General features: G+C 64.9%; 15 protein-coding genes and 2 pseudogenes. 9 read left to right on the top strand and 8 right to left on the bottom strand.

All coding sequences use genetic code 11. From position 1 onward, the window contains the following. Positions 1 to 102 precede the first annotated feature (102 nt). The 3 genes from FJ414_RS16465 to FJ414_RS16475 form a co-directional block, all read right to left on the bottom strand. On the bottom strand, positions 103 to 324 hold the full coding sequence (locus FJ414_RS16465; RefSeq protein ID WP_140645424.1) for an alkylphosphonate utilization protein: 222 nt from the start codon (positions 322 to 324) through the stop codon (positions 103 to 105). 86 nt (positions 325 to 410) lie between these two features. Beyond that, a complete protein-coding gene (locus tag FJ414_RS16470; RefSeq protein ID WP_140645523.1) occupies positions 411 to 896 on the bottom strand; it encodes a RidA family protein in 486 nt (161 codons plus the stop codon). A 354-nt stretch (positions 897 to 1,250) separates the two neighbouring features. Then, positions 1,251 to 1,472 (bottom strand): hypothetical protein, encoded by a 222-nt coding sequence (locus tag FJ414_RS16475; protein ID WP_140645425.1) that lies wholly within the window; start codon positions 1,470 to 1,472, stop codon positions 1,251 to 1,253. A 240-nt stretch (positions 1,473 to 1,712) separates the two neighbouring features. Between FJ414_RS16475 and FJ414_RS16480 the strand changes: the two genes are divergently transcribed. Together FJ414_RS16480 and FJ414_RS32000 are read left to right on the top strand one after the other, a co-directional pair. After that, a complete protein-coding gene (locus tag FJ414_RS16480) occupies positions 1,713 to 2,645 on the top strand; it encodes a hypothetical protein (RefSeq protein WP_140645426.1) in 933 nt (310 codons plus the stop codon). A 1,083-nt stretch (positions 2,646 to 3,728) separates the two neighbouring features. Next, positions 3,729 to 3,851, top strand: a complete 123-nt coding sequence (locus tag FJ414_RS32000; protein ID WP_263497842.1) for a hypothetical protein — start codon at positions 3,729 to 3,731, stop codon at positions 3,849 to 3,851. Between the two features lie 44 nt (positions 3,852 to 3,895). Here FJ414_RS32000 and FJ414_RS16495 read toward each other — a convergent pair whose 3' ends face one another. Continuing rightward, a complete protein-coding gene (locus FJ414_RS16495) occupies positions 3,896 to 4,123 on the bottom strand; it encodes a hypothetical protein (RefSeq protein ID WP_140645428.1) in 228 nt (75 codons plus the stop codon). Positions 4,124 to 4,596: 473 nt separating this feature from the next. Beyond that, entirely contained in the window at positions 4,597 to 5,526 is a 930-nt protein-coding gene (locus FJ414_RS16500; RefSeq protein ID WP_140645429.1) for a LysR family transcriptional regulator, read from the bottom strand. 131 nt (positions 5,527 to 5,657) lie between these two features. Between FJ414_RS16500 and FJ414_RS16505 the strand changes: the two genes are divergently transcribed. Together FJ414_RS16505 and FJ414_RS16510 are read left to right on the top strand one after the other, a co-directional pair. Continuing rightward, positions 5,658 to 7,106 (top strand): MFS transporter, encoded by a 1,449-nt coding sequence (locus FJ414_RS16505; RefSeq protein ID WP_140645430.1) that lies wholly within the window; start codon positions 5,658 to 5,660, stop codon positions 7,104 to 7,106. Between the two features lie 283 nt (positions 7,107 to 7,389). After that, positions 7,390 to 7,701: a hypothetical protein gene (locus FJ414_RS16510; protein ID WP_140645431.1), complete on the top strand. Its 312-nt coding sequence runs from the start codon at positions 7,390 to 7,392 to the stop codon at positions 7,699 to 7,701. Between the two features lie 99 nt (positions 7,702 to 7,800). Here the strand turns inward: FJ414_RS16510 and FJ414_RS16515 are convergent, their stop codons facing one another. After that, on the bottom strand, positions 7,801 to 8,643 hold the full coding sequence (locus FJ414_RS16515; protein ID WP_140645432.1) for a slipin family protein: 843 nt from the start codon (positions 8,641 to 8,643) through the stop codon (positions 7,801 to 7,803). A 220-nt stretch (positions 8,644 to 8,863) separates the two neighbouring features. Between FJ414_RS16515 and FJ414_RS16520 the strand changes: the two genes are divergently transcribed. Continuing rightward, positions 8,864 to 9,148, top strand: coding sequence for a hypothetical protein (locus FJ414_RS16520; protein WP_140645433.1), 285 nt, complete (start codon positions 8,864 to 8,866; stop codon positions 9,146 to 9,148). Here FJ414_RS16520 and FJ414_RS16525 read toward each other — a convergent pair. After that, the gene (locus FJ414_RS16525) at positions 9,128 to 9,631 is read right to left on the bottom strand and encodes a hypothetical protein (RefSeq protein WP_226891884.1); all 504 of its coding nucleotides are present in this window, start codon (positions 9,629 to 9,631) and stop codon (positions 9,128 to 9,130) included. The two genes, FJ414_RS16520 and FJ414_RS16525, sit on opposite strands and share 21 nt — an antisense overlap. A gap of 104 nt (positions 9,632 to 9,735) precedes the next feature. On the opposite strand from FJ414_RS16525, the pseudogene FJ414_RS32100 reads away from it, so the two are divergent. From FJ414_RS32100 to FJ414_RS16545, 4 genes and pseudogenes are all read left to right on the top strand, one after another. Then, positions 9,736 to 10,099: pseudogene (locus FJ414_RS32100) on the top strand (zinc-binding dehydrogenase); the annotation flags it as partial. Between the two features lie 331 nt (positions 10,100 to 10,430). Then, complete coding sequence (locus FJ414_RS16535; RefSeq protein WP_140645434.1) at positions 10,431 to 11,390, top strand: AraC family transcriptional regulator; 960 nt, start codon at positions 10,431 to 10,433, stop codon at positions 11,388 to 11,390. Positions 11,391 to 11,744: 354 nt separating this feature from the next. Further along, on the top strand, positions 11,745 to 12,440 hold the full coding sequence (locus tag FJ414_RS16540) for an outer membrane protein (protein ID WP_140645435.1): 696 nt from the start codon (positions 11,745 to 11,747) through the stop codon (positions 12,438 to 12,440). A gap of 245 nt (positions 12,441 to 12,685) precedes the next feature. Further along, positions 12,686 to 13,516 (top strand): hypothetical protein, encoded by an 831-nt coding sequence (locus FJ414_RS16545; protein ID WP_140645436.1) that lies wholly within the window; start codon positions 12,686 to 12,688, stop codon positions 13,514 to 13,516. Positions 13,517 to 13,574: 58 nt separating this feature from the next. Here the strand turns inward: FJ414_RS16545 and FJ414_RS16550 are convergent. Further along, positions 13,575 to 13,805: pseudogene (locus FJ414_RS16550) on the bottom strand (VOC family protein); the annotation flags it as partial. Positions 13,806 to 13,821: the final 16 nt, after the last annotated feature.

The raw sequence follows: 13,821 nt of genomic DNA on the forward strand, positions 1-13,821 counted from the left end.
CCCTAAAGCCTCGGCCCTAGGCGCCGATATCGCAATGCAACAAATCTAACGCGGTGCAACATAAGGGGAGGGCGAGGGCGGCCCTCCCGATCTCCCCTGCCATCACGCCTTCTTCAGGAACTCTGTCTTCAGCACCAGGCCCTTGACCTGCTTGGTGTTGCATTCGATCTCGCCGGGATTGCCGTTGAGCCGGATGTTCTTCACCAGCGTGCCGCGCTTGATCGTTTCCGACGTGCCCTTGACCTTGAGGTCCTTGATGAGGGTCACGGAGTCGCCGTCTTTCAGCGGCGTGCCGTTGCTGTCTTTCACGATAGGGTTCGTCATGGCGGGTCTTTCATCGGTTGGATGGCGTCGGCCCGCCTATCGCGCCGACCACGGCCTGGTCAAGCTGCGCTGGAACCAAGGGAGGCTCACCCCCCAATCATCACTTCGGCCTCGATCTCGACCGGGAAATTCAGGGGCAGGGCGGCGACGCCGATGGCGGTGCGGGCGTGACGGCCGATCTCAGGGCCGAAGACCTCGAGGATGAGCTCCGAAAAGCCGTTCATCACCGCCGGCGTCTCGGTGAAGCGCAATGCCGAATTGACCATGCCGTGGACGCGGCACCAGCCCGTGATCCGGTCGAGGCTGCCGAGCTCGCGTTTCAGGCTGCCGAGCATCGACAGTCCGACCTTGCGGGCCGAAGCCCGCGCCTCGTCCAGCGACACGCTCTCGCCGACCGCGCCGAACGGGCCCGCAAGCGAGCCGTCCGGCTCCTGCGGCCCGTGGCCGGAGATATAGGCGCGGTCGCCGCGCACATTCACCCAGGGAAAGGGCAGCACCATGCCCGGCGGCAGTTTCAGCGGCGGTGGCAGTACGATGCCGAGCGCGGCAAGCTTTTCGTCGGCACCCGGCATGGCACGGCCTTCCTTCTCGCACAGCGCCATCGCGGCGCCGTGTCCGAGCTTTCCGGTTCGCTGGCCCTTCGTCAAGAACGGCTTGGATCTGCAGAAGAATGATCTGGGGCGACTGGCCGGAAGCCTGACCCGCGCGGATCGTGGCCTTGCATCCGCGCGGGCAGGCGCCGCCCCCGCCGGCGGCGCCAAGCCCCCAGCCCTCAGGCTGGCCGGGCGGCTGTTGGTTCGGCCGTCCGGCCGCTGCTTTTCCCCGCCGATCCCGGATGATGAACCGGCTACGGGTCCCCGGAATGGCTACCTTTTGTCTTACGCGGTAGCGGACCAAAACCGCCGAGCACGGCTTCCGGAATTGCTCTAGAAGTGAAGGTCCAGCGGCTGCGGATAGGCTTGGCCCGGTTCGGCGCCCTTCGACGTCAGGCCGGCCGAAGGCACGATGCCGCCGGTGGCCGTCTGATCGAGCGGCTGCCGGCTTTTCTCGGCGCCGGTCTTTGTTTCGGTCAGCGGGATTTTCGTTTTCGCTTCGGCGGCTTGCGACAGCGCAAGCGCCATAACAAGCGCGGATAGAAGGATCTTCATGGCAGCTCCCTGAATTCACCCCGAAGCGACCCTAGCGCCGCTTGTCTCGTCGCGAAGGCCACGCGCGCGGAACACTGTGGAATTCTTTGGAATTCCATGGATATTAGTGGATGGAAATTAAACGCCGCCGGGGATGAAGATTGTTTGCCGGCGCGCTAGCCAGGAGTGTCGGAGAAGCTCGGCGATTCCCGCCGGAACGCCGAACTGCTTAGGCGGCGAAGAACATCGGGGACCTTTTGCATGGCGCAGCAAATCGCGCAAAAACTAAGGCTGACTTCGGCCTTGCTGGGAACGGTGACCCGCAAGGACCTGGCGGCGGCGTTCCGCGCCGTCAACCCGAACACCGCGTTCGATCTCGGCCGCGCCGACAAATGGTTGCAAGGCCGCGCGCGGCCGCGACAGATGAGCGTCTATGACGACTGGGCGAGGCTGCTCGAACTGGAGCAGTCCGGCGCCTGGATCGCCGAGAGCGAGCTACCGGCCTTCACCGCCGCGATCGCGGCCCGCCACGGCGTCGACAGCGCCGAGCTGGAGCGACGCGCCGGCATGCAGTTCGATGCCTCCTCGCATGACGAGCGCGGCACCGGCTCCGGGCTTGCCGGAACCTATGCATGCTATTCTCGCGCCTGGTCGCCCTATTATCGCGGCCAGTTGATCAAGGGCCGCCTGTCGATCGAGGCCGGGCCAGGCGTGCATGGGCTGACGGCTACCTATGGCGAGACGTTGCCGACGGGGCACTTGCAGCTCGTCGGCCCGGTGATGCCGGCAAAGCGCGGTGTCTATCTGCACCTCAAGGATGTCGGCGGCGACACGCAGTTCTTCCTGTGCCTGTTCCCGCAGACACAGCCGGTCAGCGTGCTCGGCGGCTATATGTGCGGCTCGGCCGTCATTGGTCCCGAAGCGCAGCCCTCGCTGACCCGGATCCTGCTGGTGCGGCTGCGCGATGCGGCAACCGGCGCCGGGACATGGGGCGGGTACCTGCCGGCCGGCGGTTCGATTGCCGCCGACCTGGTAAGCCTCGGCATCGGCCTGGAACATCCGGAAGCGGTCGACCGGCAACTCGACCAGTTCCTTGACGCCTACAGCGACGACGGCGCTATCCAGATTCCGCCGGGAGAGTTCCGCGCCATCCTCGACGTGTTCGACCGCCATTGGCTGCAGCACCCGGGTTGACACATCATGGTATCTGGGACCGTGCCGGATGTTACCGGCCAGCTACAGTCCGTTTGCCTTCGGTTGTGGACAGCCCTCATTGCACGTCGATCACGCGAATGTTCTTTGACGCTAATCCGGTTCGCGTTACCGCTATGCGCGTGAAAACTGGGCAAGGGGTTTCCCATGAAGAAGACTTACGAGAAGCCGGTGCTGTCGAAGCGCCAGAAGCTGTCGAGCGTCGTCGCGAACGCCTCGAATCCCGCGCCGTAACACAGGCGCACCGATCACATTGGCTGGCGAGCCTATAGGCTTGCCAGCCAAATTTACGCGCTCGCCGAATTATCCTTCCGCCAAATTTATCCCTCCGCTTGACGCGGCGGTCGCCGGGCATATCTTGCTGTCCTGATTTCATCGTCGACCGGGCCGAGACAGCCGATGAAGAAGCCATATCGCAAACCGACGCTTGCCAGACGTGACAGGCTTTCGGCGGTGACCGCCGCAGTGCCATCCTCGGGCTTCACGTTCTGAGTTTCTCAGGAACGCGCCACAGCCTTTGATCGGTTTTAAAGCAAGCACTTTTAAAGCTGAAAGCTGGACCGGCCAGGAGCGGGCGGTACACTTCGAAGGTGCCCGCCCGTCCGGCGCCGCCGCCAAGCTGCTGAAACCCCGTCCGTCCCCAACAGCAACGGTCATGGCGTGACCAGTGGTTTGCGGAGTGCCATTGGCGCGGTGTCCTGTCAACGCCGCCGGCGAGCGGCCCGGGAGCGCCTTTTTAGCCGCCTTTTCGTGTCCGAAGCACGCTTTGCGGTCATGCCGGGGCCAAGCCAAGAAGCCCTGAAATAGCGGAATTCCGGGCTTTTCCGATGTCCACCAGGCCGCGCCGCACATATATGCCTATCCGCTTGAATAGGCTGATTTTTCGCCGGCCGGCATGTCACTTCGACCCCGACTTTTTTTGGGTGCAATTCGGCAGTGCAGCATTGGCGCCCGGCGAAGACGGGTCTCACCGTTGAAAACGGCATCGGACCCATTTGTGTGCCATTTCATGATCCGCTCATGAAAGACGTGATAGAATGTCGCCAACGAATGGGGGAAGTTGCGATGGCCAATCGGTTGTTCGAGGTTCTTGCCAGACGGCGGTCATGGCTGGATCGGGTCGCATTGGGGCTGCTTGTCTTTCTGGCGACTCTGGTTGCCGCGCTGATGGGCGGCGCCAGCACCTGACGCAATTCCAGGAAAAGTGCGAAGCGTTCAAAGCCACGGATCGCCTATTTCCTCTGTCCGATTGCTTTGAATTCGAAGATCGTGGGCCTGAGCCTGACCGGCCTCGGCCGCTCGGTGAGGTCGACGACGCGGACCCACCTGTCGGCGCCGGCACGCAACGTGACTTTCCGGCCAAGCGCCTTCTCAGCCGCCTCGAAAGGCGTCTTGGCTTCCGCCGAATGCACCGCGACGACGGCTTCGCCGTCTATTTCCTCGACGCGATAGGTTTTCATGCGCGTCTCCAGGGCGCCCGCCGTTTCGCTTCTCGCGCAAGCGCCTTTTATATTAGAAATGGCGAATAAAATGCAAGATTCCCACGCCCGGCCATCAGCTGATCGGGGAAGCCTGTACATTGGAGGGCGCGCTGTAGCCGCGCAGGCCGGTTCCGTTGCAGGCCCGGCAGGAAACCAGTTGTCCCGGGCAATTGTCGTGCAATGCACCCGAGGGGCAGCATGTGCCGTTCGACGCCACCTGCTTCCCGCACTCGAACACCTTGCCGGCGCCCAGGCACCGGGGGCAGGCGAACTTCCTGAATTCGCTCAAGCGAGCCTCCGGCTGTTTCACAGGCGCCCGGGAACGCGCTGATTGCGCCGCGGGTTCCATGACAGACACGGTTTGTCCTGCGTGCGATAGTGTACATTAGTTATGGCTAATATTTATAGGGATATCGCCTGCAACGCGCGGTTGGTTCCGTGGGGCCGGCGTATCAGGGCAAGGGTTCCTCGCCGTGGTGAAAGGAGGGAGAGGAAAGGCGGCACACCTCTTTCACCAGCCCGCGCAGCCAGCGATGCGCCGGATCGGCATCGAGCCTCGGGTGCCACAAAAGCGAGATCGTCAGCGCGGCGAGCTTCACCGGCAGCGTGAAGGTGAACAGGCCCTCGCGCAGGGTGCCGGTATAGCGCTCCGGCACGGTGGCGATGAGGTCGGAGCCGCGTGCCAGCGCCAGTGCCTCGGCAAAGCCGCCGACCACGGTCGTGACTTTCCGCGTCAGCCCGGCGCGTTCCAAGGCGTCGTCCACCGGGCCGCGGTCGAGGCCGCGGCGCGAGATCAATATGTGTCGGCCGGCGGCGAAGCGGGCGGCGGTGATGCGGCCTTCGCTCAAAGGATGGCCGGCGCGCGCGACGCCGACGAAGCGGTCGCGGAACAGCGCCTGCGTGCGTATCTCGGGTCCGGTCGAGCCGCCGACCACGCCGGTCTCCAGATCGACCGCGCCCCCGCGCATTGGGCCGCTGTCCTTGTCGGGCTTGGGCACGAAGCGCAATTGCACGCCCGGCGCCTCCTCGGCCACGCGGGCGAGCAGCGCCGGACCGAAATTCTCGACGAAACCGTCGCTGTTGCGGAGCGTGAAGCTGCGGTCGAGCCGCGCAAGCTCGAGCCGCTCGGCCGGCCGCAGCACCGCTTCGGCCTCCGCCACCAACCGGCCGACCTCGGCGCCCAGCTCGATGGCGCGCGGCGTCGGCACCAGGCCGCGTCCGGCGCGCACCAGAAGCGGGTCGCCGGTTGTCTCGCGCAGCCTCGCCAACGCCCGGCTCATCGCCGAGGGGCTGAGCTTCAGGCGCCGCGCGGCCTTTGCGACGCTGCCTTCGGCAAGCAGCACATCCAGCGTGACGAGCAGGTTGAGATCGGGTCGCGACATGGCGCGACCATAGCATGGATCCGTCAAACGGACATGGCGTTTGATGCACTGTTCAAGTGCAAACGCTGCGCGTTCCGCCATGTCGATCGCACGCTTATCTTCCCCGGCAAGTTCAATCGACGGAGAAGATCATGGCCGACATCGCCGAAACCCGCGCCGCGCCTGGAAGCCATTCGGCGGCTGGCGCGCTGGCCAGCCTGTCGCTTGCCATGCTCGTCTCCTCGCTCGGCACCAGCATCGCCAATGTCGCGCTGCCGACGCTGAGCCTGGCCTTCGCGGCGTCCTTTGCGGCGGTGCAATGGGTGGTGCTGGCCTATCTGCTCGCTATCACCGCGCTGATCGTCATCGTCGGGCGCCTTGGCGATCTCGTCGGCCGCCGGCCGCTGCTGATTGTTGGCCTGGCGCTGTTCAGCGCCGCCTCGTTTGCCGCCGCGCTCGCGCCGTCGCTGGCCTTTCTGATCGGCGCCCGCGCCGTGCAAGGCCTGGGCGCGGCGGCGATGATGGCGCTGACGATGGCTTTCGTCGGCGAGACGGTGCCGAAGGAACGCACCGGCAGCGCCATGGGTCTGCTCGGCACCATGTCGGCGGTCGGCACGGCACTGGGGCCTTCGCTTGGCGGCGTGCTGATCGCCGCCCTCGGCTGGCGCTCGATCTTCCTCGTCAACGCCGCGCTCGGCGCCGTCGCGCTGCTCGCCGCCTGGCGCTTCCTTCCAGCGGCGATGCCCGCCAGCGAAGCGGCTGGCATCGTCCGCCGGGCGACAGGCGTCCGTGGAGAGGCGAGGGGTCGTTTCGATATGCTGGGCACGCTGCTGCTTGCCGCCACGCTTGCCGCCTATGCGTTGTCCATGACCATGGGGCGCGGCCATTTCGGCGGCCTGAACATCGCGCTGCTCGGCGCGGCCGCGGCCGGCGCGGTGTTGTTCGTTATCGTTGAGGCCAAGGTGGCGTCACCCCTGGTCAAGCTCGCGCTGTTGCGCGACCGGGTACTGGCGCCGAGCCTCGCCATGAACGCGCTGGTTTCGACGGTGATGATGGCGACGCTGGTTGTCGGTCCCTTCTTCCTGTCGCGCGCCTTGGGCCTCGGCGACGCGGCAACCGGGGCCGTGCTGTCGATCGGGCCTGTCGTCTCGGCACTATGTGGCGTCATTGCCGGGCGCGTCGTCGACCGCCTCGGCGCGGCGGCGATGGTCACCGCCGGGCTGATGCTGATGGTCGCCGGCTGCGTCGCGCTGGCCGCGCTGCCAGGCCTCTTCGGCGTTGCCGGCTACGCGGCGGCGATCATACTGCTCACTCCGGGCTACCAGCTCTTCCAGGCGGCCAACAACACGGCCGTCATGGCCGATGTCGACAGGAACGAGCGCGGCGTGGTGTCGGGCATGCTCAGCCTCTCGCGCAATCTCGGCCTCGTCACCGGCACGGCGGTGATGGGCGCGGTGTTCGCCTTCGCCGTGGGGACGGGGAACATCGCGGCGGCGCCGCCTGAGGCGGTTGCCGGCGGAATGCGGTTCACCTTCGCTGCGGCGTCGGTGCTGGTGGCGGTCGCAGCAGTGATTGCGGTGGCTGGACGAAGGAGCGAGTGATCTTCCTTGGACCTCTCAAGGGAGAGATTCCAGGCTTCCGTGATCGCGTAATTTCGCCGCCGGCCGCGAAGACTATCTTTGCCTTGCGGCGGTGCCCATTCCGCCTTCGGCCGGTGCCTCGGCTACCCCAACGAACCCCATCCACTGCGGCACCGGCCCATCCTCCCACCTGATCTCGATCGAGCGCCGGAAGCGGATGGCGATGTCCGCCTTGCCCCGGAACCAAAGCGGCGGGCAGCGGTTTACCCCGGCGAAGGGATGATCAGAAATTAGGAAAAGAGCAATGAAAACAGTGCTTCTTGCTGCCCTGGCGCTCTGTGTCGCCGCCCCCGCCGTGGCTTCCGCGGCCGGGGCCGATATCGTCATCGGCACGCATCACAGGCATCATTACCACCACCGCCCGGCGGTCATCATCAATGAGGAAGGCCACCGCCTGCATCACCGCCATCACGGCACGGTCGCCTTCTATGACAATGGCGAACGCGGCTGGCGTCACCGCCATCACCGCCGTGACGACACCGTCGTCGTCACCGGTTCGATCGGCCACCGGCACCACCATCGTCCGGTCGTGGTCGAGGGCGGCTCCGACTACTGAGGTTCCATCGATCGTTGAAAACAAATCCGGTCCGGCTGGCGCGTCATGGCGCATCAGCCGGACCGGATTTTTATGATGCGTCGGGAGGATGCAATCTCCCTACGCTGCGCTTTTCAGCACGCCGGCCTGAACCAGTGCCGCTGCTGGGTTGAGGCTGTCCACCAGCCCGGTCGGGATCAGGATGGTGGCGCCGCGCTCCTTAGTCGTCTCGTAGATGATGTTCATGGCGCGCAACTGGAGCGCCGCCGGATGGTCGGCATAGGTGGTGGCGGCCTCGACGAACTTGGCCGCGACTTCGGCCTCGGCTGAGCCCAGGATGACACGCGCTTCCTTCTCCCGCTCGGCCTGTGCCTGGCGCGACATGGCGTCCTGCAGCGCCACGGGGATGGCGACGTCGCGAATCTCGACCGACATCACGGTGATGCCCCATTGGGCCGTCTTGGCGCCGATGACGTCGCGCAGATGCGCATCGGCGGCTTGGCGGTCGGCAAGCAGCGAGGAGAGCATCGAGGAACCGATCATCTCGCGCAGCGAGGTCTGCGCCACGCGGTCGATCGCCTCGCGGTAGTTGGTGATTTCCAGCGCCGCCTGGCGCGCGTCATGGACGTGCCAGAAGATGACGGCGTCGACATTCACCGGCACGGTATCCCTGGTCAGCGCCTCCTCGGCGTTGAAGGCGGTGGTCTGGATGCGCTGGTCGATGACCGCCACGACATTGTCGAGGACCGGGACGATCATGAACAGGCCGGGACCGCGCACACCCAGCAGATTGCCGGCGCGCAGCACGACGAAGCGCTGCCAGGTGTTGGCCATCTTCAGCGAGGCGGCGATCAGCGCCGCGATGACGAAGAACGGCGCGCCCGCCCATGGCCCGGCAAGCGCGCCGGCGCCGGCGCCGATGAGCGCAAAGACAGCGGTGAGGAAAAGGGTGATCGGATTCATGGATAAAGCTCCTGTGTCGCGGCCGGTGACAGGGTCGCGCGACGCCGCAAAGGGCCTCGCGAGGAGCGTCGGCGGCCCGGGATGGACCGCTTGGCCGGCATTCTGGGATCGATCACGCTTGTCGCGAGGGCAATCATCGCCGGCGGAGATTCATATGGTGCGGGACGAAAGGTTTCGCCATGGGGCTGGTCACCGACGCGCAACCGCATAACAACCGTAAGTGGCCGGCCTCGTCGTGCTGCACACGCAGCTTGTCACCAACGAGCGTGACCTGCTGCGCGCCGCCGTCGCCCAGCCGCCGGACTTCTGCTACGTCAAGAACACGCGCGGCCAGTCCAGGCGGACAAGGCGCTCTACGCTGCCAAGGCAGGCGGACGCGACGCCACGCGGCTGGCTGTGCCAGACGGTGGCTTCCAAGCAATTCCGCTTCCACGGAAGGCGTGAAAAGCGATGGAACGCGCGGGCGCCGGCGCGCGCTCAGGCATCAATCCGCCTCGCCGCCTGAACCCTTGCCGCACGCTGCCAGCACCTTGCCGATTGCGGCGCCTGAGCCTTTCAGCGGAAAGCTTGCCGCGCCATATTTGTCGGCGGAAACCGTCACTTCGCCCTTGCCGCGCAAGAGCGCCAGCAACGGGTCGGCGGGACCGGAGAGCTCGGCGGTGAAGTAATTGTACATCGCCTCGAGCTCGAGCTTTTTGGTCACGCTCTTGCCCCCGGCCTTGAAGGTGAAGGAGCCGCTGATGCCGGGCTCGAGCTGTCCGCCGGCGGCGCCCAGATCATAGCTCAGCACCGGTCTGTCGAAGCAGGCCAGCATCAGATGCGCATCGCCCTTCGGCCCGCCGCAGACCGACGCCGTCATCACGCTGCCGCCCTCGTCTTCTTCCATCTTGGCGGACCAGGCGCAGGAGGCGGCATGGGCGGGCGCTGCGGCCAGCAGGGTGGCCGCGATGGGAGCAGCCATGATGAATTTTGCCAATCCGTTTTGCATGGTCGCCCTCCGAGACATGTGGCGACCATACAGGACTTATGATGGCGTGGCATCCTCGGGAATGCGAAGGAAATGGCGCTTAACACCTTTCCGAAGCGCGGATTGCAGCCTCGACCTTGCCGAGCGCCGGCACCACTGCCTGGAACGCGCTCCGTGCCGCCGATGTCGGGCCGGGCTCGGTCGTCGTGCTGCTCGGCACGGGCGGCGTCTCGATCTTCACGCTGCAGCTCGCCAAGGCGGCCGGGGCCACCGTCATTACTTGGTCCTCGGACGAGAAGCTCGATCGGGCCAAGGCGCTCGGCGCCGATCACCTGATCAACTACCGCGCGACCCGACTGGGACGGCAAGCTGCTGGAGCTGATCGGTCGTCGACAAGGTGTTTTCGCAGAACGAGGCAACCGAGGCCTACATTCACATGGCCGCCGGCGGCCTGCATTTCGCAAGCTGGTGTTCGGGTTGGACTGGTAGCCGACATTGGAGATTGGCGAAAGAGAATGGGCGACTGATCTCCCCCACGAGGGATCCCACGTGGGGGAGATTGGCGGCTTTGCCGCCGGCTCCACAGCCTGGATCCGCTTTCCGCTACGATCGGCAGGGCGCCGCCGATTCGAGCTGACATTTCCGAGTATTCTTGAAATTTTCCGATCGGGTCGATGAAATTCGGGTGAGTTCTTGTCCAGAACAGCAACGGAATTGTCCTGGCATGCATAGATATTTTGCGGCTCTGGACAAGATGTGAACTGGTCCAATACGGTGCCCGTCCAAGTGAAGACGCGCGCGCAGAAAGGCCAGGTTGCTCTTGAAAAAGAACGTCTTCTCGTCGCTCCACCTGCCTGGGCATCTCGACGACCGCGCGCGCTTCGCGCTCTGGCAGGACATCCACGTCGCCGAGATATGGTCGGTCGAATATGCCATCGCGGCCAACCAGCCATTCGCGGCCGAGATCGAAGCCACGCCCGTCGGGCCGGTGGTGCTGGGGCAGATGGCCGGAACCATCCGGCATGCCAGCCGCAAGGCCCGCAACATCGCCGACGACGGCCGCGACGGCTATCTCCTCTTGATCAACCATGGCGACACCAGGCTGAGCGGCGCCCAGGCCGGCCGCGACTACAGCGTGGGCAAGGGCGAAGCCGCGCTGGTATCTGCCTCGGAGGCGCTGGAAATGAGCGGCGGCGACAGCAATGTCTGGGCCAACATCGTCGTTCCGCGCGAGATCCTGGAGAGTGCCTTCGCCCATGTCGAGGACCGGCTGGCACTGACCGTGGCGGCCGACAATGAGGCGCTCGGCATGCTCAGGCGCTATTGCAACTTCCTGGAAGCTGGTCCGGCTCTGGTGTCGCCGGACCTTGTCACCCATGCCACCGAAACGATCGTCGATCTGATCGGCCTGGTAACCGGCGCCAAGGGCGAGCCCGCCGAGCTCGCTGGCATGCGCGGCCTGCGCGCGGCAAGGCTCCAGGCAATCCTCGACAAGATCAGGGACAATTTCGCCGATCCGTCCATCTCGGCCCAGCGCGTTGCCCAGCAGTTGCGGCTCTCGCCCCGCTATGTCCATGACCTCTTGCAGGAAAGCGGGGTGAGCTTCGCCGAGCGCGTTCTCGAATTGCGCTTGCAAAGGGCCCATCGCATGCTTTCCGACAGGCGCAACGACCGTATGCGCATCAGCGAGATCGCGCTGCTGAGCGGCTTCTCAGACGTCTCCTATTTCAACCGCTGCTTCCGCCGCCGCTTCGGCTCGACGCCGAGCAGCGCCAGATAGTTCGCCGGCCAGGGCTAGCGCGTAGCAATGCTGATCTCTGTTTGCGCGAACAGGTAGGAACCCGGCCTCGCGCCGGGTTTCTTGCTTGTGCCGGAAACGAAAAAACGCCGGCCGACGTGAGCCGGGGAGGCGCCAATGCCGCGGTCGCCGGGAGTGAGCGCGCGCCTGTCGGCTGATGCCGAACTGCCACACTGGCCGGACATGCGCGGCAGCGCTTTCCGGGACAATTCCAGTGCGGTGCAGCCCAAGACGCGGGCTGCGAACAATGCAACATCGGGGCTCTTGACGTTAACTGGATCCCGCTGAGCATTTCGGCAGCGGGGTAGCGCAACACCCTGGGGGCAGCAAACAACAATGAAAACGATTCTTCTCGCTACGGCCGTTATTCTCGCATCTGTCGGCATGGCGCCCGCGGCGGACATCAATGAAACCTTGCCCATTGCCGCCGATTACCACTGGTCCGGGCTCTATGCCGGCGTTCACTTCGGTTACGCTGCCGGAAAATCCAATCTCTTCATCTCTGGCGGTGGTATTGGGGGCACCGATATTAACCCTCCTGTCGATCCGGACGGTTTCATTGGCGGCATCCATATCGGCTTCAATCAGGAGATGGAGAACCGCTTCGTGCTCGGTGTTGAGGCGGACATCGCGTACAGTAACGTCGAAGGACTGACGACCCTTGCCAATGGCGGCAGCACTATTCTTAAGAGCGAGCTCCAGTGGTCGGGGTCGGCGCGGCTGCGCGCCGGCTATGCGTTCGATCGGACGTTGCCTTACATCACTGCGGGCGTGGCCGCGGCCAAGTATGAAATTACCGGCATCACCGGCACCTCCAGTGGTGACATACCGCTCCACGACGACACCCATGTTGGCTGGACGGTTGGAGCCGGCGTCGAGCACGCCTTCACCGATAAATGGATCGCTCGGGTCGAGTACCGCTACTCCGATTTCGGCAGCAAGGCTCTCTCGATCGCATCCGGTCTTCCCACGGCGACGAGCGTCGATCTCAAGACGCACGATCTGCGGGTCGGCCTCAGCTACAAGTTCTGATCCGACAGACCGCACGAAACCCTGGCCTCGCACCGGGGTTTGCTTGTGGCGGGGGGAAAGGCGACAGGAATGAGCAGGCCGGTCGGCTGGTGGCCGGATGGCCACACTGGCGCGTCAAGTGCGGCAGCGCTTTCCAGGACAATTCCGCTGCGGTCCAGCCCAAGACGCCGGACGGCGAACAATGCAAGACCGAGCCCGGCATTCGTCCGGACCGCAGGACGCATATTCGAATTCGGGGGCTCCTAATGCATCGCTTTTCAATCATCGCTGCGTCGCTGGTCGCCACGACGTTCGCGTACGCCGCCGACGCACCGCAGCCGCTGGCCGGAGAGACGGTGGTGACGCCGCATATTTCCGGCTACGGCGAGATCTACCTGGGCGGGCTTCGCTTTACCAGCATCGGCGACACCGTGCACGCCGCAGGGGGCGCCGCCCGCGTCAACATTCCGTTCGCCCAGCGCTGGAACTTCCAGGGCGACCTCACCTATGACCGGATCTGGGACGACGATTTCGCTCATTGGGGCGGCGTTGGCGGCGCGATCCACGGATACTACCGGGACCCCGACAGATTTGCCGCCGGTGTGTTCGCGACTTATACGTCGGTGGACTTTGGCGATTTCGACGGGAAGGCGAGTTCCTGGGCGGTCGGTCCGGAAGCCCAGATCTACTTTGGCAATCTTACCCTTTACGGCCAGGCGGCCTTTGGCCGGGCAAACGAGGATTCCCTCAACTCCGACCAATGGAACGTCCGCGCCGTCGCACGCTACTTCGTCCAGGATAACCTTCGCCTGGATGCGGAACTCAGCTTCAGCAGAACGGACCAGGGGGTGAACCTGGACGTATCCGGCGGCGCTCTCCAGGCCATGTACCGGTTCAACGACACACCGTGGTCAGTGTTCGCGCGCTATCAATTGGAGCAGATGAAGATCGGTTCAACCGACCTCGGCGAGACCCACAAATACCTGGTGGGCCTGCGCGCCTCCTTCGGCAGCAAGTCGCTGTTGGAGGAGGATCGCAACGGCGCGGCCATGGACACCTACCGGCCCAACGAGGTGAAGAATTTGAGCGTGAAATGATCGGTGCCGCCTACATCGCGTGGGGTGCTGTTCCGCTGTCTTCCGGCGACAAGCACCCTCACCGGACCGGCTGAAACAGCTCCGCCAGATTGCCGGACGGATCGATCAGCAATATCTGCGATCCGCCTGGACCCGGGACGATTTCATTGCGGAAGCTGAGACTCGCCGCCCGCAACCGGTCAACCTCCTCCGCAAGATCCTCGACGATCAGATAGATGCGGTTCCAGCCTCCAGGGCCTGGCCGCTTGCCGTCGGGCATTGGCCGGCCCGCCGAACTGGTCGGACTGTTGTTGCGGGTTCTGTCA

Origin of the sequence: Mesorhizobium sp. B3-1-6 (genome assembly GCF_006439555.1) — a bacterium.
Classification (GTDB): Bacteria; Pseudomonadota; Alphaproteobacteria; order Rhizobiales; family Rhizobiaceae; genus Mesorhizobium.